At 58.3% G+C, this 25,884-nt stretch carries 22 protein-coding genes; 12 read left to right on the forward strand and 10 right to left on the reverse strand.

Features of this window, described 5'->3' with window-relative positions; translation table 11 throughout:
- Positions 1-157 precede the first annotated feature (157 nt).
- A complete protein-coding gene (locus SH410x_RS24775) occupies positions 158-580 on the forward strand; it encodes a TraR/DksA family transcriptional regulator (RefSeq protein ID WP_473671727.1) in 423 nt (140 codons plus the stop codon).
- Between the two features lie 121 nt (positions 581-701).
- A complete protein-coding gene (locus SH410x_RS24780) occupies positions 702-1,277 on the forward strand; it encodes an adenine phosphoribosyltransferase (RefSeq protein ID WP_473671729.1) in 576 nt (191 codons plus the stop codon).
- A 104-nt stretch (positions 1,278-1,381) separates the two neighbouring features.
- On the opposite strand, the gene SH410x_RS24785 is transcribed toward SH410x_RS24780, so the two are convergent.
- A complete protein-coding gene (locus SH410x_RS24785; RefSeq protein ID WP_473671730.1) occupies positions 1,382-1,972 on the reverse strand; it encodes a hypothetical protein in 591 nt (196 codons plus the stop codon).
- Between the two features lie 177 nt (positions 1,973-2,149).
- Here SH410x_RS24785 and SH410x_RS24790 point away from each other — a divergent pair, with 177 nt between their 5' ends.
- On the forward strand, positions 2,150-2,815 hold the full coding sequence (locus tag SH410x_RS24790; protein WP_473671732.1) for a DNA-3-methyladenine glycosylase: 666 nt from the start codon (positions 2,150-2,152) through the stop codon (positions 2,813-2,815).
- Positions 2,816-2,901: 86 nt separating this feature from the next.
- On the opposite strand, the gene SH410x_RS24795 is transcribed toward SH410x_RS24790, so the two are convergent.
- A complete protein-coding gene (locus SH410x_RS24795; RefSeq protein ID WP_473671734.1) occupies positions 2,902-4,062 on the reverse strand; it encodes a glycoside hydrolase 5 family protein in 1,161 nt (386 codons plus the stop codon).
- 715 nt (positions 4,063-4,777) lie between these two features.
- Between SH410x_RS24795 and SH410x_RS24800 the strand changes: the two genes are divergently transcribed.
- The gene (locus SH410x_RS24800; protein WP_473671736.1) at positions 4,778-6,289 is read left to right on the forward strand and encodes a sulfatase family protein; all 1,512 of its coding nucleotides are present in this window, start codon (positions 4,778-4,780) and stop codon (positions 6,287-6,289) included.
- A gap of 93 nt (positions 6,290-6,382) precedes the next feature.
- Here the strand turns inward: SH410x_RS24800 and SH410x_RS24805 are convergent, their stop codons facing one another.
- Together SH410x_RS24805 and SH410x_RS24810 are read right to left on the reverse strand one after the other, a co-directional pair.
- Positions 6,383-7,663 carry a prenyltransferase/squalene oxidase repeat-containing protein gene (locus SH410x_RS24805; protein ID WP_473671738.1) on the reverse strand — a complete coding sequence of 427 codons (1,281 nt, stop codon included), beginning with the start codon at positions 7,661-7,663 and terminating at the stop codon, positions 6,383-6,385.
- A 287-nt stretch (positions 7,664-7,950) separates the two neighbouring features.
- A complete protein-coding gene (locus SH410x_RS24810) occupies positions 7,951-9,348 on the reverse strand; it encodes an HlyD family secretion protein (protein WP_473671740.1) in 1,398 nt (465 codons plus the stop codon).
- 305 nt (positions 9,349-9,653) lie between these two features.
- Here SH410x_RS24810 and SH410x_RS24815 point away from each other — a divergent pair, with 305 nt between their 5' ends.
- The 4 genes from SH410x_RS24815 to SH410x_RS24830 all read left to right on the forward strand — a co-directional run bounded on the left by SH410x_RS24815 (position 9,654) and on the right by SH410x_RS24830 (position 13,455).
- A complete protein-coding gene (locus SH410x_RS24815) occupies positions 9,654-9,935 on the forward strand; it encodes a zinc ribbon domain-containing protein (RefSeq protein WP_473671742.1) in 282 nt (93 codons plus the stop codon).
- 4 nt (positions 9,936-9,939) lie between these two features.
- Positions 9,940-10,791, forward strand: a complete 852-nt coding sequence (locus SH410x_RS24820; protein ID WP_473671744.1) for a 2-phosphosulfolactate phosphatase — start codon at positions 9,940-9,942, stop codon at positions 10,789-10,791.
- On the forward strand, positions 10,788-12,206 hold the full coding sequence (locus SH410x_RS24825; protein WP_473671746.1) for a hypothetical protein: 1,419 nt from the start codon (positions 10,788-10,790) through the stop codon (positions 12,204-12,206). Before SH410x_RS24820 ends, SH410x_RS24825 begins: the two co-directional genes overlap by 4 nt.
- 112 nt (positions 12,207-12,318) lie before the next feature.
- Positions 12,319-13,455 carry a M20 family metallopeptidase gene (locus SH410x_RS24830; RefSeq protein WP_473671748.1) on the forward strand — a complete coding sequence of 379 codons (1,137 nt, stop codon included), beginning with the start codon at positions 12,319-12,321 and terminating at the stop codon, positions 13,453-13,455.
- Positions 13,456-13,547: 92 nt separating this feature from the next.
- On the opposite strand, the gene SH410x_RS24835 is transcribed toward SH410x_RS24830, so the two are convergent.
- Positions 13,548-13,793: a hypothetical protein gene (locus SH410x_RS24835; RefSeq protein WP_473671750.1), complete on the reverse strand. Its 246-nt coding sequence runs from the start codon at positions 13,791-13,793 to the stop codon at positions 13,548-13,550.
- Between the two features lie 110 nt (positions 13,794-13,903).
- On the opposite strand from SH410x_RS24835, the gene SH410x_RS24840 reads away from it, so the two are divergent.
- Positions 13,904-16,027: an AI-2E family transporter gene (locus tag SH410x_RS24840; RefSeq protein WP_473671752.1), complete on the forward strand. Its 2,124-nt coding sequence runs from the start codon at positions 13,904-13,906 to the stop codon at positions 16,025-16,027.
- A 44-nt stretch (positions 16,028-16,071) separates the two neighbouring features.
- Here the strand turns inward: SH410x_RS24840 and rdgB are convergent, their stop codons facing one another.
- From rdgB to SH410x_RS24860, 4 genes are all read right to left on the reverse strand, one after another.
- A complete protein-coding gene (rdgB, locus tag SH410x_RS24845; RefSeq protein WP_473671754.1) occupies positions 16,072-16,683 on the reverse strand; it encodes an RdgB/HAM1 family non-canonical purine NTP pyrophosphatase in 612 nt (203 codons plus the stop codon).
- Positions 16,684-16,793: 110 nt separating this feature from the next.
- Positions 16,794-17,837, reverse strand: a complete 1,044-nt coding sequence (gene folK, locus SH410x_RS24850; RefSeq protein ID WP_473671756.1) for a 2-amino-4-hydroxy-6-hydroxymethyldihydropteridine diphosphokinase — start codon at positions 17,835-17,837, stop codon at positions 16,794-16,796.
- Positions 17,838-18,108: 271 nt separating this feature from the next.
- Positions 18,109-19,389, reverse strand: coding sequence for an ATP-dependent Clp protease ATP-binding subunit ClpX (gene clpX / locus SH410x_RS24855; protein ID WP_473671758.1), 1,281 nt, complete (start codon positions 19,387-19,389; stop codon positions 18,109-18,111).
- Positions 19,390-19,900: 511 nt separating this feature from the next.
- On the reverse strand, positions 19,901-20,365 hold the full coding sequence (locus tag SH410x_RS24860; RefSeq protein WP_473671760.1) for an SHOCT domain-containing protein: 465 nt from the start codon (positions 20,363-20,365) through the stop codon (positions 19,901-19,903).
- 279 nt (positions 20,366-20,644) lie between these two features.
- On the opposite strand from SH410x_RS24860, the gene SH410x_RS24865 reads away from it, so the two are divergent.
- The gene (locus SH410x_RS24865; protein ID WP_473671762.1) at positions 20,645-22,144 is read left to right on the forward strand and encodes an MFS transporter; all 1,500 of its coding nucleotides are present in this window, start codon (positions 20,645-20,647) and stop codon (positions 22,142-22,144) included.
- Positions 22,145-22,502: 358 nt separating this feature from the next.
- Entirely contained in the window at positions 22,503-22,784 is a 282-nt protein-coding gene (locus tag SH410x_RS24870; RefSeq protein WP_473671764.1) for a hypothetical protein, read from the forward strand.
- A gap of 177 nt (positions 22,785-22,961) precedes the next feature.
- Here SH410x_RS24870 and SH410x_RS24875 read toward each other — a convergent pair whose 3' ends face one another.
- Positions 22,962-23,792, reverse strand: a complete 831-nt coding sequence (locus SH410x_RS24875; protein WP_473671766.1) for an SDR family NAD(P)-dependent oxidoreductase — start codon at positions 23,790-23,792, stop codon at positions 22,962-22,964.
- Between the two features lie 529 nt (positions 23,793-24,321).
- Between SH410x_RS24875 and pyk the strand changes: the two genes are divergently transcribed.
- The gene (gene pyk, locus SH410x_RS24880) at positions 24,322-25,770 is read left to right on the forward strand and encodes a pyruvate kinase (protein ID WP_473671768.1); all 1,449 of its coding nucleotides are present in this window, start codon (positions 24,322-24,324) and stop codon (positions 25,768-25,770) included.
- The last annotated feature ends 114 nt before the right edge of the window (positions 25,771-25,884 follow it).

Below are 25,884 nucleotides of genomic sequence, written 5' to 3' on the forward strand. Positions count from 1 at the left end.
AACTTTGAGTCCCCATCGCACGCTTTCGAGGTAGTACTGGTAGCGAGGCAAATCCGATTAGCGAACTTTCCGGCGTCCATCCACGTCTGAACGGTTGCCAGCACCCGGATTTTTTCGGTTACCCCGGACGCCCCTCGTCTGAAAGAAAGGTTTTCCCATGCCCAGAAAAGAATCTCTGCAAAACTTGCGAGCTACGTTGGTCCGCCGTCGTGACGCCCTCCGAAAGGCGTTGGCGGGAGATCTCAGCCTGCTGAGCGAACTGCATCAACAAAAAACCGGCGATGCTCTTGATGCTGCTGCCGACACCGTCCAAGACGAGTTAAACAGTCAATTGGTCGAGGTCGAGAGCAAGGAATTGGTAGCGATCGAAGAGGCGATTGCGAAATTCCAACAGGGAAATTACGGCGAGTGCGAGGACTGCGGTAAACCCATTCCGCTGAACCGACTCCGCGCGATTCCCTATGCGAGCGAGTGCATTGAGTGCCGACGAAAGGCCGAGAGTGACAGCGATGGTGCGTCACCCTCAGTGCCGTGGAATCGGATCTTCGATATGACCGAAGCTGACAAGGTAGAAGGCTGACGAGGGGCTCGCGAGAATCCGAAAACTTGTCAATCGATGCCTTCATTCCGGTTGGTCTGGCGGTTATGGTCTGGAGATACCGAGTTTCCACACCTCACCCGAGCATCGCAGAGACAACGTCATGACGGACCTTCGCTCGTTGATTCGAGACATTCCTGATTATCCCAAACCAGGAATTTTGTATCGTGATATCACACCGCTGCTGTGTAATCCTGCCGCACTGCATGAGGCTGTCGATCAGATGGCCGCTCCGTTTCTCGATGCGGGCGTCGATATCGTTGCGGCGGCCGAAGCCCGTGGATTTATTTTTGGTACACCACTGGCATTGCGACTGGGAGCTGGATTCGTCCCAATCCGCAAACCCGGCAAACTGCCTTTCGATCTGCACTCCTTCGCGTACCAGTTGGAATATGGCAGCGACGAATTGCAGATTCATGTTGACGGGATCCAACCCGGCCAGCGGGTACTGATTGTCGACGATCTACTGGCCACTGGGGGCACGGTCGAGGCCTGTCTGCGACTGCTCGAAAAATGCGACGCTGAAATCGTCGGCTGTTCTTTCTTACTCCATCTGGAGACACTCGGCGGCCAAGCGAGACTGGAGCCGTATCATGTCCACAGCGTGTTGACGTATACGGGCGACGACGGTGAAGCCGAGCTCAGCATTCAGAACCGTGAACCCGGACCAAGCGTTTAGGTACGACTCCCGTACGCGACGCTCTCCCGCCCGCCACGCTCTCCCGCCCGCCACGCTCAACCGTACGCCACGCTCAACCGAGCGTGGCTCCTTGGTTTTGCCCTCTAATACGCCAGCCCCGGTGATTCATTGACCCGGCGGGGCTTGAAAATCTGGCGTACGGTACCACTTTGCTGGCTGATTCGGGCGGGCGTCGGTTGGCCGGTCATGTGCGATTCCACAATTCGCTCGCCCTCGCCGAGTGCATAGGGCGGCTGTCCTTCAGCATAGCTACCGATGTACTCACCGGTCGGGTGCAACGATCCATGACCATCGCAACCGCAATCGCCGCCACAGCTGCCTGAACTGCAGCCACCATCGCAACCGCCGTCGCAGCCGCCATCACAACTGCCGCCGCAACCATCATCACAGCGATATCCCCACAGGCTTTTGATGCCTGAGAAGACAGGGCGGCACTTGCCGCAGGATTGTCCATTGAAGTTGCCACATGAATCGCAGGGATCGTTGTAATCGGCGGGATCGTTGATCCACGGATCGATGTACAGTTCACCACAACCATTACAGGCTCCGCAGCCATCGTTGCAGCCTCCGGCACATGCCCCTGCGCGGCCACCGTGATTCCATAACGGGCCACAACAACCGACCGTGAGGGTCAAACTGAGGGCGAGTAAAAGAGTTTGAGCGGCGTGATTCATCGCAGACGTCCATGTCACTTGGGCGGTAATTTGGGGTCGAGGATGCGTTTGGCGAATGTCCACCGATGCTGGCAACCTCGGGCCGAAATCCAGGGATGAGGATTCAGCGTCACAATCGTTATCGTCCGCATATCCGCTAAACTTTACCAAATCCCTGACCTGGATCGATCGCTTCCCGTGAACTCAACCGCCGCGAAACTCCCGCTTGACCATCGCTTCTTTCGGCGCGATCCCGCCGAGGTGGCGCGCTGCCTGCTGGGCCGCGGGATTGCCCATTTCGTCGATGGCGTGTGGCTCGGCGGCTGGATTGTCGAGACGGAGGCCTATCTGGCACATGACGATCCGGCGAGCCATAGCTCGAGAGGGCCGACGCCACGCAATGCGTCCATGTTCGCGGACCCTGGCACGCTGTACGTGTATTCGATTCACGCACAACACTGCATGAACCTGGTCACCGAGGACGCCGGCATGGGTTCGGCCGTCCTGATCCGCGCGATCGAACCGGTCTGGGGTGTTGAGAGAATGCAGCAGAACCGCAGCACGACTCACCCCCGCCGGATCACATCCGGCCCAGGGATGATCTGCCAAGCGATGCAGGTCCGACGAGACTGCGACGGCCTCGATGTGCTCTGCTCTCGCGACTGGAGGCTGACGACGGGTGACGACTTGCAATCGCCTATCATTGCCTCACCACGAATCGGGATCCGCCATGCCGCCGATCTTCCGCTCCGATTTTTCGTCGATGGCAACCGCTACGTCAGCGGATTAGCAGGCCTGCATACCCGGCCTCGCCACGACGAAATCGGAAGTTCGATCTCGATGCAGGCGTTCGAAGATATTTAGGTCATCAGGCCCATGAATGTCGTGGATCAATCCGCGATCCATCGCTGGAGTCGTAGCTCCCCACACGGGTCGAGAACACGTGGGTCTTAATTCCGCCCCACTTCGGTCACTTTGCGAATGTAGTCCACTTCCGCTTGACGGTACGGGGTACCATCGGCGCGAAAGATGTCGTGGAACCATACCGGCGGTTCGTCGGCGTACGGTTTCTGCCACGAGTCCCATGGATAGATCGTATTGGACTTGCCGGCCACAAATCCCCAGTTGTAGGCACCGATATTCTGATCGGCAAAATAACCCAGGATCGGATCGAACTCACTGCCGTTGGGCCGAGCCATGTACTCGGTGCAGATCAACGGCCGGCCGAGCGGGCTCAGGTGATTGACCCACGTCTTGAGGCGTTCCAGTCCATCGTAGCAATGGAAGCTGATCACGTCGGATTGTTCGAGCTGGACCTTCTCGATGTCATTGAGTCGTTTCGGATCCGCCTTTCGATCGCCCAGCCACACGCCCGAGGTCAATGGCTGGGTTGCGCCGGCCTCGCGTGCCCACGCGAATGCCTGGGGCAGCAGTTCTAAAACGAGGGCCAGCTTTTCCTGCGGTTCTTGGTTGAGTTTATTCTTGCCATAGCTACTGTCATTCAAATTGTCAGGCTCGTTCCAGACGTCCCATACCTGCACACGTGGGTCGTTTTTGAATTTGCCGACAACACCCTTCACGTATGCTTCGAGCAATCCGTGCCGCGAACGGTCTGTTAGATCCTTCGCACCGGGACTCTGTACCCAACCGGAGTTGTGCAGCCCTTGCACGGGTGCCCGCTGCTCGCCGAGCTGCGGATTCGGATCCCAGACGCTATCGAAGAGCACAAACATCACACCAATATGATGCTTGTCGGCGGTAGTGAGGAACTGATCGAGCCGTTCGAGGAACCCATCTGCGTCTTGCTCCCAGAGCAAGTGATGCAAGTAAACGCGAATGCTGGTGAATCCAAGATCCTCCGCCCATTCCAATTCCTGGTCAATCGCGGCGAGGTCAAACGTATCGGCTTGAAACATTTCGAGTTGGTTGATGGCATAGGCGGGCGTGAAGTTGGCGCCGACCAGCCACGGTGTTTGTTCCTGCCAAGCGTTCGCTTTTTCCGCGGACCAGCGTTCACTCCGTCCCTGGGCCTTCAGCGGATGTGCTGCGGCAATTGCCACCAGGAAAGTAAGGGATGCGAAAATTCGAAAAACACGTGTTCGTGTCAACATGGTGGGCCCTGGGGAGTAGTGAAGACGAAGCATCGCGACAGTGTATCCGCCCGCCGGTGAGATTTCAATTTCGTCGAGTCCTTGATTCATCCGACACGTCGCTGGTGATCCCATCTCGTTGGGCGAGGTCACGCAGGAACATTGGCTGGTTCCGATCGGGCAAGAAATCAGCGGATATCGATGCGATCAGGATAGGGCCCCGGTTTTCCGGGGTCCCTCCCACACCACCTAGCATCCGGGTCCGCACGAGGCGGTTCGGCTCAAGGTGCAAACTTCTGCCACCGCTCTTCGAGACAAACAAGGCCTGCAACTGTGAGAGATTCGATCGACAGCGTGCATTGGGCTCTCGACATCATCGAAAGACGCTGCATCGAGAGACGCCATTGCCCCTTGCGGCTGCAACCGAAACCCAGTGCGTCTCGCCTCCTGTTTGCGTTCTTACGAGCTATCCATGTGGTATCATGACTCTCTTGTTAAGAGGACTGGAATTCAACACAGGGGACTAAGTTCCCAAAGGAACGGCACCCCATAAGATCACGCCCATGCAGGGCATACATGATGACGGAGCGGTTGTGATCGCCCTTCTTGGAGTGATTGAGTCACTCGCCGCCGCCGGCATATCGCTCCCACTGATTCAGCGGAAGCGAAATCGAAGAAAGTTTCTCAATATCGAGCGAAGAAGTCACAATCTTAGTTCTCCGTTATCAAGAGTCTCATGAAATACAGATCCTCCGCGTTGTTTGCCGTCACGGTACTATTTGCCGTCACGGCGTCGCTACGAGCCGACGACGATTCAACGCAACCGAATTTAGTGTTCATCATCGCCGACGATTGCACGTTCGCGGACATCGGCTGCTACGGTGGGCAAGCACTCACACCGCACATCGATGCACTGGCGAAACAGGGCATGCGTCTGACCCGCTGTTTCCAAGCCGCACCGATGTGCTCGCCAACGCGGCACAACCTGTACACGGGCCAATATCCTGTCAAAACAGGTGCCTACCCGAATCATACGTTTGCTCGCGATGATGTCAAAAGCATCGTGCACTATCTCCAACCGCTCGGGTACCGAGTCGCTTTGTCGGGAAAGACGCACATCGGTCCCAAAACAGTATTCCCCTTTGAGTACTCCAAAGGCGGCAATGCCAAACAACCGCACGCGAATACAGCCCCGGGGACGGACCCGAGCGAGCGGTCCGTAATCAACATGGGCGCCGTGGACAAACTGATGGCAGAATGTGCGGAGACGGACCAACCCTTCGCCCTCTTCGCCTGCTCCAACGAACCCCATGAACCGTGGAACAAAGGTAAACAGTTTCGTCGCCAATATGACCCCGCGACGTTAAAACTCCGTCCCTACATGGTCGATACGCCCGACACACGAATAGCCTACCGCGACTACCTTGCCGAGGTCAGTTTCTTTGATTCCGAAGTCGGACAAATCCTCTCCATGATCGACCAGCATGAGCTTGCGGACAACACCTTGGTGATGGTGGTTTCCGAACAGGGCAACAGTTTCCCATTCGCCAAATGGAGCTGCTACGATGCAGGTTTGCAGTCGATCATGATCGTGCGTTGGCCGGGTCAAGTCTCGCCCGGCAGCGAAACCGATGCGCTCGTTGAATACGTTGACGTGTGCCCCACATTTGTCGAGGCTGCCGGCGGGGTCGCTGCGGAATTGCTCGATGGCAAGAGTTTATTGCCGGTACTGCGGGGGCAAACCAATCATCACAAAGATCATGTGTTTGGCATCCAGACCACGCGAGGCATTATCAATGGCCCGCGCGACTATCCCATCCGCAGTGTTCGCGATGAACGCTTCAAATTGATTCGTAATCTCGATCCCGAGGCCACGTTCCATAACACGATCAATGGAAGACCATGGTTCCACAGTTGGGAGGCATTGGCAGAGTCGGGCGATGCCGATGCAAAAACGATCATCGATCGTTTTGCCACCCGACCGGCGGTGGAGCTCTACGACATCCAGACAGACCCGCATGAACTGAATAATCTGGCGGGGGACCCCCGTTACGCCGCGGTCGTGTCCGAGTTGGACGAGACCCTCGCCGCATGGATGCAGTCCCAGGGCGACCTCGGATTGGAAACCGAAATGCAAGCCTTCTCACAGATGCGTGGCGGGAACCAGGAATACAAAGAGTGGGCCAAACGTCAAAAGAATCCTCAGAAGGCTCTCAACAAACCGAAACCTCGCGTGAAGAAAAACTGACATAGCGACGGGAGCGGCGCGAGAATTCGTCACTTGTTGTTGACGCGAAGCTTAGGAATCTGGATCCGCCAAAGATTGAGGTTCTGGCATTGCTCAATCGAGGCAGGAATGGAGTGTGAGTAGCGCGAAGCTGGTGCCGTAGGGTTGGTGGTAGTCGTAGAGTGGATAGTCCCACCAGGAACCGTCGGCTTCTTGACGGTCGAGCATCAATTTCGCGAGCAGGGGCTGGTAGGGCGAGATTTCGGATTTCGGTAATAAATCCATCCCGACGGCGGCGTAGTAGTGGCCGAAGTAATAGAAATAGCCTGCCACCTGCATCCATGCCTCATGAGGAATGGGTCGTTTGCGGCCGATATCTAGCCAACCATTGCGAAGATACAGACGGCACAGCCAGACCTTGATGACGTTGTCCGTGATCGCCTCATCGCCCCATAAACGCAGGGCAGCATTGCAGCACTGCGATCGGCCCAAACTGCCTCCCGGACGATTGATGCCACGCATCGGTTGATACTTTAAGCCTTCGCTGTAGACATAGCTGAAGTCGGGTTTCTGCTGTCGATACAGCGCCGCAAGGGCCCGGTTTACCATCCGCTCGGGAGGGTCCAGACCGATGGCCTTTGCCTCGGCGAGAGAGACCAACACGGCACCGTTGACAAAGCTCGTCGACGAGGAGGTTGGCTGGTCGGCCTGATAACGAAAATCATAGTATCCCCACCCGCCGTCGACGGACTCGTATCGTTGCAGCATCTCAAACTGAGTTCGAATCAGTGCGACCAATTCGGCTTGTTTTTTGGGATCGTCGCCATGCCAGCGATGCAGCTGGGTCAAGCCTGTGATCGAATAGCCGTGCCCCCAGACGTTGTAGAGTGCATCGCCTCCCGCACGCCGCAACCGCGGCAAATTTTCGATCAGCCAAGCCTCAGCTCGTGACACACTATTGCGTACCCGCCCGCGAATGTCGGCGTCGGCGTTCTCGACCGGTAAACGCTCGAACGTTTTGATCAAGGCAGCGATCGACAGGGACGTCGTGGCGGTGCGGAATGCGTGGTGGGCCCCGGGAACGGGCGCGTAGATATTCAACGCTTTCGTCCGAGTCGCCGACCCCCACGAGCCGTTCGCATTCTGGTCAGCCAGCATAAACTCGATGCCGCGAATCATTGCGTCGACGATCTGGTCGTCGGTCGGCCCGTCGACCTGTGGAGGTATCGGCGTGTGTTTCCAATCAAACTGATTGGCAGCCACCGCTGCGGTTGACTGCGGAGTGGAAGGCGACGGACTGTCCGTGTCCGGTCCTTCGGCAGCCACGCTCATGCATGCAAGCCCCGCGATCAAGAGTGTCGCGCCGCGGAGACTCAGCGAAAAGTGGTTGGACATGATAATGATCCGGGGGTGGGGGAGCGAAGGCCGCAGGAAGGACGAGTGTCGTGGATCGCTCAGGGCATCGATTCGATTACAGCGGTAATCGATCTTGTTAAAGATCCGTCGCGTGAGGAGGATTTTCAACAAGACCCACTCCCCACTGCGGCTTCGCCGCCGTACTAAAATGCTGCAGTAAAAAAATCGACGTCCCCCGCGATCCACGGTTCGGATCGCGGGGGGCGCGATCCGACGGTATGCAAGTGGGATCCTTCACAGGCCCCACTTCGGTCAGGGGTGAAGTTTCACTTCGTGAACTCGACGGAACAGGTCATCGTGGGCACGATCGAGTCATCGATCTTACCCTTCAGTTTGACGACGGCATCAAACTTTTTAGCAGCAAACGGCACCTTGTCGACGTGAGCGATCACGCCCGTGAGGGATTGATCGGGCAGCGAGGTGGGCTTGACCACGCACTTTGCGTCGCGGATCACGCTGGCCAGCTGGGCTTCGGACAACTCCAGTCGCACTCGCAGGCGGTTGGGATTGACGATCGTCGCGATGACTTGGTCTTGGTTGATTTTGGAGCCCTGCTCCAACGTAGTCGGTTTGGCTCCCAGGGCACCACGGGTCAACTCGCCATGCAACAGGATCCCGTCGCCAGGAGCCTTCATCACGATTTGTTTCCGTTGTTCTCGCAGCGTTTCAAAATCGTTCGTCTTCTCGGTGAGTTCCATCGCGGCTTGTTTGCGTTTCAAATCACGCTGCTGCCTGGAACTCGTCAAATCGCGAATGGCTTTGTCGTACGCCATCTCCGCTTTCGCCAAATCCGCCTCTTCGGTTTTGTCACGCAGTGGGATGGTTTGATCCATGATCCGGTTTGAGCGAACTTCAGCTGCCTTCAAGTTGAACTCAGCCGACTCAACCGCTTGCTTGGCCCGCTTCATCACGATCTCTTCGGACTCTTCGGTCAAATCATCTTCTTCATACATCTGAGTCAATTGCGTCAGTTCTTCTTGCACATTCTGAAGATAGTACTGCGAATTCTTCAGGCTGTGTTTCGCGTTTCCAAGGGTCTGTTCACGATCGACTTTGACGTAGTTGTCGTAGTTCTGGCGGGCTTGCTGACGGGCCCGTTCAGCGGCCTCGCGATCGAGTTTTTGAGTTTCGAGAAATTGGTCGTAGGCAAATTGATCGTCCGCGGCGGCTAGCTCAGCGAGTTTGAGTTGGATCTCGGCGGTTGCCATTTTTCGATCGATGGGTTCGGAATCGAACCAGACAACATTCTGCCCTTTCGTGACGACGGCGCCATGGGGCAGAATCCGTTCGACCTCGAGTGTTTGTATTTGGTCTTGATCGTGAATCAACTCCCACGACTGAACGGCTTCGAAAACGCCCTCCACCTTCACGGTTTCGGCCTCTTTGGGCTCGTCCTTTTCACCCGCGGGCGAATCCGGCTTTTTCGTGTCGGAGGTCTCCTCCTCAGCCGATTTCGGCTCAGCCGATTTCGGCTCAGCCGATTTCGGCTCAGCCGATTTCGGCTCGCCCGGTTTTCCCTCAGCCGATGTCAATTCAGCGGGTTGCTGGCTGTCGTCGGACGGGCTGACGATGGCCCGAACGGCATCCTCAGCCAGCAGGTTTAGGGGGAACGCGGGCGTCGCGAGGACGCTCATGACCAGGGCGAGGTATAGGGAACGCTTCATTCTGCTCTCCGGAAATTTGTTGATCGCACGATTGCTCACCGCCCATTGTGATCGCCCGAGCCCGGGGATGCCAACGGTAAACTGGGACGCCAGCAGCAATTCATCGATAGCTCAACTCCCGCCGAGGCGACCACGAAATCTGCTACTGTGGTGGTGGATGTCAATACGGTACAGTGTTTGCTCATGGAATCGGTACGAAATCGGCAGTGAAATCTCTATTCTAGCGAGCATGGATACGCAGGATGCTCGCGGAGGATTTCCATCACGCTGATCATTGACAATCACACGGAGAGGATAACTGAACGATGACCATCCAGAGAGATCCCACGGCCGATCCGCTCGGCCGGGAGAGCGAGAGCACTGACATTTGGGATCATGAATCCCAACTTTCGCACGTCGATGATAATGCGAGTTACGTTTGCGATAACTGTGGTGAGGAGATCGTCATCCCGGTGGACTTGGCCGGTGGCCAAGAGCAAACGTATGTGGAGGATTGCCCGGTGTGCTGCAGTCCCAGCGTGATTCATGTTCATGTTGACGATGATCATGTCGACGTGCGTGCCGAACCAGAACAGGATCGATATTAAACCGATGCAGATTGAAACATGGTTATCGCCTAGTGCCGTCGGACCGCACGAACGCACACATGCCCGCGTCGCCGTGGTGATTGACGTGCTGCGTGCGACGACGGTCGTGACGACTGCGATTGCGGCGGGCGCGAGGTCTGTGACGACGTGCCTCAACATCGATGACGCGAGGGCGTTGCAACGCGAGGGTCCTGCGGACGCCGCGCCCCTGCTGTGTGGGGAGCGCGAGTGCAGACCCATCGAAGGGTTTGATTTTGGGAATTCCCCCTCGGAGTATTCTCCCGCAGGCGTTGGCGACCGCGATCTGGTGATGACAACGACCAACGGCACTCGGGCCATTGATGCGGCTGCGGATTGCGACGTGATGTTGCTGGCCTGTTTTGCCAACCTGACCGCGGTGGCCGACGCGATCATTGAGGCCGTGACCGATTCCGATTCGGCTGGAGCGAATCACCCTGAGTTCGCCAGCAGCGAACCCGCTCGCACCACTGGCTTGGTGCGTATCGTGTGTGCAGGCACGAATGGTGCAGTAACGAGCGAGGACGTGCTGTTAGCGGGGGCATTGATCGCCGTTTGTCACCGCAAACTCAGCGACACGTCGCGGTTCTACGACGGCCCGATTGAGTTGGTGAACGATTCGGGGGCGATTGCATTGGCGGCGTGGCAACACTGCGTCACTCACGACAAGGTCGTCGATTCCGAATCGCTGTCACGACGACTGGCCCTGACAGGAGGCGGTCAGAACCTGATCGCGGCCGGGTATGAAAATGATCTGGTGGATTGTGCCAGTATCGACGTGTTCGATCAGGTTCCCTACCGCGACCAACTCGCCCCGCCGAGGTTCATGGGTCGATGAATTCACCGGCTGCTCGCAACCGAAATCGATTTATCGACACCCGGGGCCGGCTACCGCCCCTGTGGCCTCGCCGAACCATTTTCTTCGCGAACTTGCTGTCCCTGTTCTTTGGCAATTCCGAACAAACCCGCGTGCTCGGCGAGGAGGTTGGCGAGCTGGACTCGTACAGCAACCGGCTGATCCCCATCTTGGATTTGCTGTTCGCCGGACCAGAAAATCTGTTGGTCGTCGAGCGTGCACCCGATCGGGATCTATGTCGCTACATGAACCAAGAACTCGGTCTGTCACTGCCCGAAATCTGTGTGTTGACCCACGAGGACTACCTGGAACTGGGCCGCCAGCTCGAGTCGCGGCCGGACGCATCGCTGGGCGAGATTTTGCCGCCAGGTCATCCGCTGACCTCGGCGGCCGGTCTCCAATCGGACCGTTGGCTCGATGGGTATGTGATCGATGACATCCTGCCACGAATTGCCGAGCGGCTGGGGTGCCCGACGATTTCATCGACGCAGGCCAGCCAGGCGGGCAACAACAAACTGCTGTTGCATCAGTTTTTGCTGGCACAAAACCTGCCCACGGTAGCGACCGAGATTGCACGCCAACGGAGTGATGTCGCGGGCTGTGCGGCACGACTGCAGGCGCAAGGCTATACCGCTGCGGTCGTCCGCGCCCAGGTTGGAGCGTCGGGGGTGGGGATGCGGAAACTAGATGATTTGAATCAAACGGATCCGTTGAACTTGATTCCCGAGTATTTTTTTCATGAAGGGCCATGCTTGGTCCAGGGCTGGCTCGGCCCCGGGATCCAAGGGATCGCTGAAATACTGAGCCCCAGCACACAGTTGTTTCTCGATGAAGAGCATGTCTACGCGTTTGACATGACGGAACAGATCCTCAGTGACCATCATGTGCATGAAGGGAACGAGTCACCGCCCCCGTATCTGAACGAACGCCCCAATATTCGGGCGGAAACGATGCGTCAAGCCGAGATCGTCGGCGGCTGGCTCCACGAGACGGGTTACCGTGGCACGGCGAGTATCGATTGGCTGGTCGTCCAACGCGAATCGAAAGCGGACTGGGACGTCTATGTTTGTGAGATCAACGCACGAGTCACGGGGGCGACCTACCCATCGCTGCTCGCCAAACATTTCCATCCCGAGGGCGCTTGGCTGCTGCGCAATCTGCGACTCTCCCAACCGGTCACCGCAGCCACCCTACTTGAGATTTTCGCCGCGAAAGATCATCTCTTTCAAATGGGGCGACGAGCGGGCGTGCTGCCGCTGAATTTCAACTTCGGCAAAGATGGCCTGGTTCACAAAGGTCAGTTCATTTGCATTGGTAGAGACACACAGGAATGCCACCGGTTTCTCACCCTCGCGGAGCAGGATCTACCAGGCGGTTGGATCGCCGATCGCGATTAAGGAACGAGCGGAAGACAAGCAGCCGAACGCTCCGCGGTCCGAATCTTCGACCGCGGAGCATTTGCACCCAAGTTCAGACAGTATTTCTCGACCCCACCGAAGGCAAATCGACTTGACAGGCACTGACAAGCACGGGCATCTCAAATCGCGTTTGACTTCGTTGACTCGGGATTTGATTTTGATCCCCAGTACGGAGAGTCGCCCCGTCGAGCGGCAGAAGTCTTTCGAATTCCTACGGCATCACCTCGACTCATCGCCGGGCGTCCGGCTCGATACGTTCGAACGCAACGGCCACGAATCATTGGTGGTACGGCCGATAGGGTGCGATGCACCGGAGATCCTACTGTGCGGGCACGTCGATGTGATCGAGCACTCTGAAGTGGACTGCTACCATTCCAAAGTCGAGAATGGCAGGATCATTGGGCCGGGCAGCGGTGACATGAAGGGACAGATCGCCATCATGATTGAGCTGATGCGGGCGATCCATCGCCGTGGCACAGACGCCAGCGTTGGGCTGGCGATTACGTCCGACGAGGAACGCGGTGGCGCCGATGGGGTGCAGTTTCTGCTCGACGAAATCGGGTTGCGATGTGACGTCGCCATCATCCCCGACGGCGGATCGCTCGACCAGATCACGACTGCGGAAAAGGGCGTCGTGCACGCGCGACTGATGCAACATGGCCGGGAGGCACACGCGGCACGACCCTGGCTCGGTGAGAATGCGATTGAGCGGTTGTTGCCCGGGCTGAATCGATTGATCGAACATTTCGCGAAGTATCGGCCGCCGGGGATCATCGATCCGAAGGTCGATCACTGGTTTCCAACCTGCAGCATCACGATGTGCGAAAGCGAAAACACGACCGTCAACCGCATTCCGTCAGGCGCCTCGGCGGTCGTTGACATTCGCTTTCCTCCACCGCATACGGTCGCATCGATCCTCGCGGAAGTCGCCCGCGTTGTGGGGACCGATTGCACCCTGGAACCCCTCATGACCGCGGAGCCAACCAACCTCGATCCCGACCCGTTGTTCTGCCAAGCAACCGCCGAAGAAACGGGAAACCCCGTCCGCCTGAACCGTGCGTCCGGTGGCAGTGATGGTCGTTTCTTTCGGACCCACCATATTCCCGTGAACCTGTCTCGACCACTCGTCGGCAATCTTCATGCCATCGATGAATGGATCGATATCGATTCGATGGTGTCCTACTACCAGATCTGCAAACGCTACATCGACCAGCGTTTGTCCAGCTAGTCCGAGACGCGACTCCGCTGGTTTCTCGCATCGGCGACGATCGGCTCCCAATAGCGTCGCCCGTTCGCAGAAACGAAGTGGGTGGAACTTGATTAGGGGCGTTGTGACTCCAGCGGTCCGCGATCAAGCGTTGCATCGACGTCGTCTTTCGCCCGGTCGACCTGATCAACGGCCTGCTGAGTGAGTTCTTTCGACTTCTCGACGATGACTGACGTATCCTGCTTGACCTTGTTAGTATCCACACGCAAGGTTGGGTCTCCATCGGGTGAACTGAACTTGATCCAACCCACAAAGCCCAGAACCACTAAGACGACGACGACTGCTATTAGAACTCGCATGGTGATGTTTCCGTTTTGTCCGTTGAGAAATGGCGACCACCAGAAGTTCAGTGGCGACGATCGTTTGAGTGCAATTAGTGCGCCGTCCACCCCGTCTTACGAATACTTGCATGACCCAGTCAAAATCTGAAATGGCGACGATTGCCGCAGTCGCTCAATTGCTCGCCGTCGTGCTCACGGTGGCCGCGTTGTTCTTTGCACGGGACGTTTTCATTCCGCTGGCGTTGGGACTGCTACTGTCGTTCCTGCTCAGCCCGATTGTCGATCGATTGCAACGCAGCGGCGTCCCCAATGTCGTCGCGGTCGTCCTGACGGCGACGTTGACGTTTCTACTGTTGGCGGGGGTCGCGACGCTGATAGGCCGCGAAGTAACCAGCTTGGTGGGTGCTCTCCCCGAGCATAAGGATGAATTGGTCACCAAAGCAAGGAGCATGGCAGGCATGACCACGGGGGTGGGCGGTTCGCTCGATAAGCTCGCTGATGACGTCACCGAAGCGATTGAGCATGGTGCGGAGCCCGCCGCCAATAACCCCACTGACGCGTCCACTGCGCCGGATGCTTCGGGGGAGAATGAATCTGCAGCGGAGATAGAACCCCCTGTCGCCAACGAGGACCCAACCGCGGAGCCCCCGGTAGGCGAGGATTCGGTAGGTGGGGATTCGGCAGGTGGGGATCCGGCAGGTGGGGATCCGGCAGGTGGGGCGGCCACGAAATCGATCCTGCAGCGTTGGACGGACAAGTTCCTACCTGTCCCCGAGACAGGTAATTTAGAAAAATCGAATGATGGTTCCACACGGAAGACGCCGCTCTACACGGTGCTGGTTGAAGATAGCCTTCCCCTGGCATCCTGGGCGACGACGGCGGGAACGATGCTCGGCCCCTTCGCGACGGCCGGTTTAGTGTGCGTGATCGCCCTGTTCATGCTAATTCACCGCGAAGACTTGCGAGACCGCATCATCGCTGTGGTCAGTCACGGGGATTATGTCACGACGACCGAAGCGATGGATGAGGCTGCCGGTCGGATCAGTCGCTATCTGATCGCTCAGACCATCGTCAACACATCCTATGGGCTGGTGCTAACGATAGGGTTGACGGTCATCGGGGCCACGATGACCGAAGGCGGTAGTTTCCCCAATGTGATTTTATGGGGCGCGTTGGCGACGTGTTTGCGGTTCGTGCCCTACATCGGCCCCGTCGCATCGGCCGTGTTCCCACTGACGATGGCGTTCGCGGTTTTCCCTGGATACGGCGTTTTCATCGCCGTGGCGGCTTTGATTATCACGATGGAGCTGCTCAGCAACAATATTCTCGAGCCCTGGCTGTACGGAGCCAGCACGGGGATCTCCGCCGTCGCGGTGATTTTCGCAGCCGTGTTTTGGGGCTGGTTGTGGGGACCGGTCGGTTTGTTTTTGTCCACGCCGCTGACCGTTTGCTTGGTCGTGCTCGGTCGCTACGTGCCCCGCTTCAAAATGCTCGCGATTCTACTGGGCGAAGATGTCCAGATCGAAACCTCGATGCGGTTCTACCAACGGTTACTCGCCAGCGACGAGCACCGTGCGCGAACGATCCTCCGTGATCACGTTGCTGAGCATACGATGGAGGCGACCTGTGACGCCGTCTTAGTTCCTGCGCTCAAGCGAATTCGTTCGGATCACGATGCCGAGCATCTCTCCGACGGCGACGCGAATCGCCTCTTTGCACTGGCCGGAGGCCTGATCGAAGAACTGGATTCACGCAGTGGTTCCGTAGACGCCGAAGACGAGACCGCCGATAGCGGACCGGATTCAGCGCCGATTGCGGAGTTACCCACCGTCATCGGCTGTACCTCCCACCACTTCAGCGAATCGCTGGTGTTGAACATGCTGCGGATCGCGGGCGAGGGCATTTATCAACTGCGTGCGATCAATGAAGAAACGCTGCCCCAGGACGTTGGCCGAGAGGTGAGCCAGGCCAATCCTCCCGTGGTGGTGATCGTGGTGCTGCCCAAGGGCGGTTTTGCCCAAGCCCGCTATCTGTGCAAGTCCATTCGTAGCGAGGGTTTCAAGGGCGCCGTTTTGATCGCGTGCTTAGGCAAGTTCCGAAACTACGATGGATTGTTCGTCAAGTTTCGCAAGGCGGGTGCGACCAGCATGACGACCTCCTATTCACAGACCTCGTCAAAAATTCAATCCATCTTGTCGCGGAAGGATCCCGTTCCTGTCGGCGATCAAACGCCGCAAAACGCATCCGCTTAGCGACCGCGAGACGATAAAAAGCGGCTCATCCGACGGAAGCGTCGCTAGTGCATTTGCTGCTCGATCAGCGAGCGAAGTGGTGGCAGGAACTGTCGCAGGGCGCGTGAGCGGTGGCTGATCGCTCGTTTGACGCTGAGATCGAGTTCGCCGAAGGTACGGTGGTACTCACGGATGACGAACAGGGGATCGTAGCCAAACCCCGCTGAGCCGGAGAGAGACTCGGCGATTCGGCCGCGACAAATCCCCGCTGCCGTCAGGTGCACGCGGCCCTGTGGATCGGCAAGACAGAGGTGGCAATTGAACTGGGCACCTCGTCTTTGGGGCGGCACTCCCTGGAGTTCCACCAGTAATTTCTGATTGTTGGCCGCGTCGTCACCATGCTCTCCGGCATAACGAGCGGAATAGACACCGGGGCGACCGTCCAGAGTGTCGACGGACAATCCACTGTCCTCGGCGAGGACCCAGCGGCCGAGATGCCGCGCCTGATCGCACGCTTTCTTCGCCGCGTTCTCAGCGAAGGTTTCGCCGTCCTCGACGACGTCAATCGCACCTTGGATGTCCGCTAAGGTTGACAACGCCGCGAGACTCTTGGGGAGCATCATCTGTAGCTCAATGAGCTTCTTTGCGTTGTGGGTGCCGAGAACGAGATCGAACATATGAATTTTCGAGGCCAATGGAATCAATAGTGAGGAGACGAACGCCAGCTAAAAAACACTCGCTGTGGGCAGCCGGATCTCGCCGAGACTCCGACAAAACCCCGGCACTGCTATCCATGCCACCAGTTGCCGTCGGCGGTGATCGGGCGCACGTCGCAGCACATCGAATCCAGCGCGGAGGCCAGTTCACCGACCGCCCAATCGAGATCGTCGACCTCGAGTCGGTACTCAGGCCAGCGCCATCCTGACGGCCAGATTTGATGTGGTGCCGGCCAACGTGTGGCTTCCGTCGTGCGTTCGATTCTGGCGATTAATCGCGGCAGGTTACTGGATTCGGGGAAGGTGGTGTGTTCTGGTTCAGGAAGCTGTTCACGCAGCACGCGGGGGACGCTGGGGGACACCCAGGCGCGCGTGCGGTCCCACGGGGACTGGCACGACACCGGTTCGGCGGACCGTGCATCGGCGTCGATGATCTGGATGTCATGTTCGGCCGCCAGTCGCTCGCAGATGGTTTGCCGCAGCGCCTCGTCGCCACCTGTCAGCGCCATCGAAGGGGTGCCGGCGGCGAGGTGAGTGGCGAGATCGGCGAGTGTCCAGCCGAAGCGCGGGTCGCGGTAGTCCGCGGCGACGTCGCAGGCTGGAACGACCACGAATTTTCTCGCCGTATAACGCGGGTGCGGCACGACCAGTGAATGGGGGCTGCCGACGGGACCGCGGCCACCGATGAGCCCGCGGCGGCCCGCAGGCGCATCGCCACACAGCTGGCCGTGCAGGACCACATCGAGATCGATCGAACGGGCCCCCCAACGATTCTCTCGCTTGCGACCGAGCTCCTGTTCCGCGTGCTGCAGTACATCGAGCACTTCGGCCGCAGAGGCGTCCGTCGCAAAGGCCGCGACGGCGTTGAGAAAGGGTGACTGCCCACCGGGGCCACCGATGGGCGGAGTTTCAAACAAGCGGCTGGCACGCAGGCCCCCGCTCGGCGGCAGGATAGAACCGTCTGTCGGCGAGATCAAACTGCCCGAAGAAAGGGTGTCGCAGTCCCGCGAGGGCGCAACGATGCCCGAACGATCGACCAACTGAGCCGCGTGAGCGACCACGGCGTCTCGATCGCCCAAGTTGGATCCGAAACTGATCAGGCAATGCGTCGGCATGCCACAAGATTAACGACCAGGGCGTCGTCCCTACAGGGGGCATCCGAGCGTACGAGGATCGCTCGAAACGTAGACGGCCCTCCTGGAAAAGCTCGCCGCGCGATCGTTTGCAACCCGCTCCGCTTCATCGGGAGGGTTCAGCAACTCATTTTTTCGTCAGCACTGAGTCGTCCTGTAAAACGAAACGAGCCCAGCAGGCCGACACACTGACTCGGTGTGCCGACCTCTGGGCGAATGACCTTTCGTTTCGAAAGCGTTCGCGATTTCTCGCCTATGCACTCTTGGTCGCGGGCATCGTGAAGAGTTTTCGTGTGCCCATGATGACGGTCTCGTCAATCGTGTAGACACGCCCATCTTCTTGGTCGGGCAGGTCGTACATGATGTCGAGCATCACTTCTTCGGTGATCCCGCGAAGGCCCCGAGCACCGACGCCCTTGTCGATCGCTTTTTCGGCGATCGCTCGCAGGGCACCCGCAGTGAAGTTCAGCTCGCAGTTCTCCATCGCAAACAGAGCTTGGTACTGTTTGACGAGTGAGTTCTTCGGTTCGGTCATGACCTGAATCAAACCTTCGACATCGAGTGGCTGCAGGTAGGAAACCACGGGCATCCGGCCGACCAGCTCGGGAATCAAACCGAATTTCAAAATATCTTCGGTTTGGACCTGAGCGAGCAAGTCCGAGACGCTCTGCTCGTTGCGGAGGGAGCCAGCGTCGCCGAAGCCGAGTGTCCGGTGGCCGAGGCGACGACGGATGATGTCTTCGATCCCGACAAAGGTACCGCCGCAGATAAACAGGATGTTACTCGTGTCCATCTGGATGTACTGTTGTTCGGGATGTTTGCGTCCACCCTGCGGCGGCACGTTGGCAACGGTGCCTTCGAGCATCTTGAGCAAGCTTTGCTGGACACCTTCACCGGAGACGTCGCGGGTGATCGAGACGTTACCGTTGGTACGTCCAATCTTGTCGACTTCGTCGATGTAGAGAATCCCGCGTTGGGCCGCTTCGACATCGAAATCGGCGGCGTGCAAGAGTTTCAAAAGCAGGTTTTCGACGTCTTCGCCCACATACCCGGCCTCGGTCAGCGTGGTCGCATCACCGATGGCAAAGGGGACGTTGAGCATTCTCGCCAGCGAACGAGCGAGCAGCGTTTTGCCGCTGCCGGTAGGCCCCGCGAGCAGGATATTGCTCTTCTCGATCTCGACGTCGCCTTCACTTTCCCAGCCGCTGCTGAGACGTTTGTAGTGATTATGAACCGCGACGGCGAGGACGCGTTTGGCGGCGGTTTGACCGATCACGTAATTGTCGAGGTGCTCGACGATCGAACGTGGGGCAGGGATTTCACTGAACAGTGATTTCGACGGGCCGCGTCGACGCTGTTCTTGATCGAGGATTGACTGGCAAAGCTCAATACACTCGGCACAGATATAAACGTCGCCCGGCCCTTCAACGAGCGGTCCGACGTCACGGTAACTCTTGCGACAGAAACTGCAAAACGCATTCTTCTTAGTCGACGCGCTACTGCGGCGTGAGTTCGAAGATTCCTTGGTGGGCATACACGACTCCTTTTATAAGAGCTCCGTCGCAAAATCCAGACGTGTGCGGGCAAACGACTCTCATGAACTTTGATTCACGACCCGGATGGGAGATCCGAGAACGAAATCTTGTTCGCGTTTGCCTACGATTCGTCTGAATCCTCGCTATGAGAACTCGACACATCGAACGGTTCAGGCCACGACTCGAATGCTTTTCAAAGTGCTACGATCCCATCAACAACCCGCATGGGATTGAATTCGTGATCGCAACGCGTGCTTGAAGGAACATCCGTGTCCTCGAAGCTCGAGCCATTCGTGGTTTTGGTAAAAGTGATTGGTGTCAGTGATTGGTATGCCCGACCAAGGTCGCTACTGATGCGTGTCCACTTGCGTGAGACGCGAATGAGTTTTGCACTTGAATCATAATTGGGAGGGCGAACCACTGACTGGATTGGGTATCGGCGGGTCACTCACACGTTGACCGGTTGTCTTGCTCTGCTTCATGTCCCGGGTAAAGTCGGCTGGCTTGAGATCACTCATCCGAGGAATCGGATGGCGGCTCGGGCGAGCGGACTGGTTGGGACTGGGCGGAGGTCGACAACACGACATGTGAGTGGGCCGATGCTTTTATATTTCGGAATTCTGCTTCGCTGATGTCACCTTTGCGAAGCATTTCTTCCAGGTTTACGAACCCTTCCTGGGGTGCTGGACGGTCTTGAGTGTTGTAGTCGCGCAATCTTCCCAGCAACCAAATCGCGCCAACTATCATGACGAGCAGAACCGTTATGGCGAGACCAGCCTGTACGGTCGGTGCTGCGAAAATATCAGGCATAATCGTAAGTGCGAATGAGTACCGATAGGTACCGGGGACGAGTGCGAGACTCCATTGGGTTTCGACCGATTGAATCCCTTCTTGGGGGACACCTTCATAATAGGCGTGTCCGCCCCGGGTGGTCCACTCTTTTTCATGGAGGAAACCGCGACTTTCCAGTTTCACGGGCGTTTTTTCACACGTTACCCACGATCCGCTAAGATGACCTCAGAAATCACACGTCGCCGCGAAGCCTCTCGGTATGGTAAGGCTCTTTTCACTGCAGCAACGCGGAAGTCTTGCCGCTCGACCGCATGAGCAAACACGCCACGCTTGATCCGTCAAAGACGCGCCGCGATCCGGCTACCGGCGGATCATGGGCACGCCGCTCAACGGGTCATCCGGCAAGACCTCCCCCCAGCTGCTTGGCGAATGAAATGCTCTCAGAACCCCTGAAATCGGCCCATGTCCTCAACTGCTGAAAATCCCTTTGAACCACCGGTCGATGGGGAACCTCGAGACGACGCCCCTGACCAGCCGGCGGTGGGCAAAATTAACCGGCTCTCGCATCCCGCGTTCCTCGGATTCCTGGCGACCCAGTTTTTCGGTGCCTTCAACGACAATCTGTTCAAACAGTTACTGTTGCTGCTGGCGATCCCGACCGCCATCGTCGCCGGTGCCTCCGATGCGGGCATGCTGGATTCGCAGCAGGTCCAAGATGTAGCCGCTCAGACGGTCGCCGCTGAAAAGGGGTCGGCGGGTGCTGCCGAGGGCGGGGGCTCGGACCTGCAGGGGATTGCGACGATCGTCTTCGGTATTCCGTTTGTGCTCTTCGGCGGTTTGGCCGGCTATCTCGCCGACCGCTTGAGTAAGCGCACCATCATCGTGTCCAGCAAAGTTGCCGAAATCGTCATCATGGGACTGGGGCTGGTAGCGTTCCTGGCCACGCCAACGATTGGGTTCATGGGCTTATGGATCGTGCTGTTTTTGATGGGGCTGCAGAGTACGTTTTTCGGCCCAGGAAAATATGGGATCTTGCCGGAGATGTTGCCGCGTGACCAACTCGGCCGCGCCAATGGACTCGTCTTGATGACGACCTTTATCGCCATCATCATCGGTACCGCGGTCGCCGGACCACTCAAAGACGCGATCGTTTCCCCCTCACTGCCGCCGATGCAAGAGGCAGCCGGTTTGTGGGTCGCATCGCTCGTGTGCGTTGGCATTGCCGTGGTCGGCACCCTGACCAGCCTCCTGATCGTTCGCATACCCGCTGCCGATCCGACGCTGCAACTCAAGAGCGAGAATCTGTGGTTGCCCCACACCATTCGCTCGTTGCTGTGGCGTGACAAGCCGCTGCTGCTCGCATTGTTCGCCTCCTGCATTTTTTGGTTGATCGCTGGATTGACGATTCAGTCGGTCAATTCACTTAGCAAGGTGCAGCTGGGGCTGAGCGACACCTGGACGAGTCTCCTGGTGGCGTTGATCAGCGTGGGGATCGCTGCCGGCGGCATGATCGCAGGTGCGTTGACACGCAAGATTTCCGATAACTTCGTGATCCAAATCGGGATGTGGGGCACGGTGGTGTTTTGCGCCCTGTTGGCGATCACGCTGCCCGGGGCCGATGACAAGCCCGGCCACGGACACTTGCTCGGTTTCGCTGGCAGTGTGCCCGTGTTGATGTTACTCGGAGCTTCGGCAGCGTTTTTCGCCATTCCCATCCAAGTATTCCTGCAGGATCGCCCGCCGCATGAGCTCAAAGGGCGGATGATTGCAGTGATGAACCAAGCGAACTTTTTTGCCATCGTGATTTCGGGCGCCGTGTACATGGTGCTCGACCGCATCATTTCCTCTGCGGATTGGCCGCGTAGCTTTTTGTTCGCGGCGATGGCACTTTTGTTTTTGCCCGTGGCGATTCTATACAAATTGGATTCGCCTGATCGCCCGAGCGAAGTCGTGAAAGCCTAAGTGTCAACACTTTGATGCACGCCGCTCAGCGATCGGTCGACTCCCGCATGGCCGCACCGAAAGCCGACCGCGAGGATGCTCTTTCGTTGAGCCACATCGGCCTACCTCTGCAGGGCCGCACGGATCCGATGGGGATCGGTGGACGGCAGTAAAACGCCGCACACAATCGCCCGTTGCGGGGCACGATTGCCCCATTCGCCCGTGGTATGGCGGCCCATCGTTGCAGATCGAATATCACTACTGAAATCCTTCACTCATCCGATTTGGTAAGCTAGAATGATTAAGTAAGCAATCACGATCGTGGTTGCAGTCGTGTGTCACGACGACTCGCACGAGCCCCGACTTACAAGTAGGAACAATGAAGTTAGTCATTTGCGTCGCTGCGGCGGCAATGCTGGTCACCTTGGTGAACGCGGATTCAACATCAGCCAACGAACCCGGATGGTCGCCCGTGGTGGTCGCGCGAGGTGAATATCGCGATCAGATCAAGTCCATGCCGATGGAGCAGCGTCCTTACCGGCCGTTGCATTTCTACGGAAACACGGTTCGACGGATGCACTACCACGGTACGCCCGCACCCTCGCTGCGCGACATCGTGGCCCCCGTCTTTGTCCAGCAATCACGTTTTGGCAGTCGGTAGGGATTCTCGGATGCGACCCCTGTCCCATCCGAGATGATTTTCCCACGTTGAGTTAGGAACGAGCGGAAAATTGCTGTCTGAAATTGTGGTCGAACGCTCCGCGGTCGACCATTCCGACCGCGGAGCGGCCGAACATTCCGACCGCGGAGCGTTCGGCCACTTGTTTCCGCTCGCTCCTTAGCGAGCGGAATTTCGGCTGAGGATCCAATCGGCCAGCCGAGGTGAGATGGCACCGATGCCCATCAGCAATCGGGTTTTGCCTGGCATCACGATCTCGATCTCGCGTTTCTCGATACATCGCAGCACGGCTGCTGCGACGGCATCGGGGCTGAGCAGTTTCAATTGGGCACCGCCACCTGGTGCGGCGGCCCCGGCGGGCAACTTCGAATTCTCATCGACTCCATATCGGTTGGCCGGGCGATTACTCGCGATGGGGCCGGGGCATACCAAGCCAACATGCACGCCATCGTCTTGGCATTCCAACCGTAGCTGGCGAGTCATCCCCGCCAAGGCGTGCTTGGCAGTCACGTAGCCGCCCAGGAACCGCGGCGCCACACGACTGGCGAGCGAGCCGATGTTGACGATCACCCCTTTCGCCTGACGCAAACTCGGCAGACATGCTTGGCTGCACAGCAGAGCCGTGATCACGTTGGCTTCGAAGAGTTCGCGTAGCACGTCGGGGTCGAGTGCATCGATCCGACCCCGATCGCTGCGTCCGACCACGTTGACGAGCACGTCGACCTGCGCAAATCGATTCAGGTGCGCCTCGACGGCGAGTGCCAGGTCCACCGGTGACGTTGCATCGGCCATCAATGTATGCAGCGACGTCGGATCGATCGCATCGCCGGCGAGCTCCTCTTGGGCGGCCGCGAGCCGGCCGGCATCGCGGCCAAGAATGGTAATGGCATAACCTCGCTGAAGCAGCATTCGCGAGATCGCCAACCCCAGACCTGACGAGCCACCGCTGACGATCGCGGATTTTAGGGTCGGTGAAGTGTCAGGTTGCATGCGTGTCGTCCTTTTGCCATCTGTTGCAATGGGGCATTCGAGCGGGGTGCGACGAAGCAGTTGGCTCTTCAGCAGAATCGGTGGGTAAAAACTAGCCGAGCCATCCGATCTGGCAAGGCGAACCGCTGGGTTTCAGCTAGCAACACTCGCTCGCGAAAGTCGCGTCATGCTTCAAAGTCGCAGCTTGTGCGTCGACAATGGCGTGGGGGGGGCCAGGGCGGACGCAGCAAGCGTTTCCCGTGTGGCGAATCGAAAAAAATGGGTATGAATGTGCATAACGTAAAAATGGTCACCCGACGCGGGGTCGAGGGAAGACATCGTATCCCTCGCATCGGCCGGGTGCGTCAATCAGCAGCCCACCGGCGGTCATCGATTACATTGTTTTTATCGGCCTACGACTTGTCGAGTTGCCAATACTAACCTGAGATGCTGGCGAGGGATCAGATAGACTGCCTCGCTGGCGCGTGGGGTTCGTAAATCAACAGGCCGCGTGCCCCCCATTCCGATACTCTCATCGAAAACTGGTCCCATGTCACGCCCACGCTTGAACGAAGCCCGTACGAAAATTGTTGCCACCGTCGGCCCCGCCTGTGACAGCGTCGCGCAGCTCGCCGCGTTGATCGAAGCGGGCGTGGACGTGTTCCGCATCAACAGTGCACACGGCAGTATCGAGCAGCACGCAGAAAAACTCGCCAATATCCGGGTGGCCTCGGAGCAAACGGGGTTTCCCGCGGGCGTCCTGCTCGATTTGGCGGGACCGAAAATTCGTCTGGGACAACTGCCCAGCGAGCCGCTGGCGTGCCCACTGGGCGCTCGATTTACTTTTGTGCGTGGCAGCGACTCGGAACGAGAGGGCGAATTGACGAGCACCTACCCGCGATTAATCGACGAGCTCGAGCCCGGCGATCGCGTGATGCTGGCCGACGGCATGGTGGCACTGCAGGTCGAGTCGGTCACGAAGTCACGAGCGGAGTGTGTGGTCGTCGCAGCGGGCGAAATCCGTAGTCGCCAGGGAGTCAATTTACCGGGCGTCAAATTGTCCGTCGCGGCGATGCTGCCGTCTGACATCGAAAACGCGATCTGGGCGGCCCACCACGACATCGATTTCATCAGCCTCTCGTTCGTTCGCACGGCCGAGGACGTCCGCAGCCTCAAGGATCTGCTCAACAGCTACGAGTGCCAGGCACTCGTGATCGCCAAGATCGAGAAGCCCGAGGCGCTCGACAATCTCGAGCGCATCGTCCAGGCAGCCGATGGCATCATGGTCGCCCGTGGGGACCTGGGCGTTGAGATCGACGTCGCGGAAACACCCGTCGCTCAGAAGCGAATCATCGCGACCTGCAAACGGTTGATGAAACCTGTCATCGTGGCCACGCAGATGCTGGAGTCAATGCATCACAGTCCACGACCAACACGCGCCGAAGCCTCTGATGTCGCCAATGCGGTGCTCGATGGCGCGGACGCCTGCATGCTCAGTGGCGAGACGGCGATCGGCAGCTTCCCGCGGGAAAGCGTCGCGACGATGGACCGGATCATGTACAAAACCGAGCAGTCCATCGTGATGCCCCCGCACGCGGAAGCCGGTGACGTGGATAAAATGCACCGCACCACGCACGCCATCACCCGGGCGGGAATCGAGGTCGCCGAGGCGATTGGCAGTAAACTGATCACCATCGCCACGCACAGCGGTGGCACGGCATGGGTCAAGAGCAACACACGTTCCCTCATCCCGACCGTGGCCGTCAGTGATCACCTCGCCTCGGTCCGCCGCATGAACCTATTTTGGGGGATCGAGCCGATCTTCTGTGAAAATATCGCTGACACGGCGCATCTGATCGAGCAAGTCACTCGGTGGGCATGCGAACAAACGCAAGACGGCCGAAGCGTGATCCGTCCCGGCGACACAATGGTCGTCGTCAGCGGCAACGACGTTGTCGCAGGCGCCGACAACGTGATCTCGGTACACACGCTTTCTTAGTCGCCCCGCGGCCGGTTGAACGGGTCAGCCGAAACGCCGAATCAGCCGGGTGGGCGATACCCCCCGGAGCGGGTCCGCACTCGGCGCAGCTCGGGCATTCCAATCGCGGGACGA

The sequence above is a fragment of the Rhodopirellula sp. SH410 genome, from assembly GCF_055811895.1.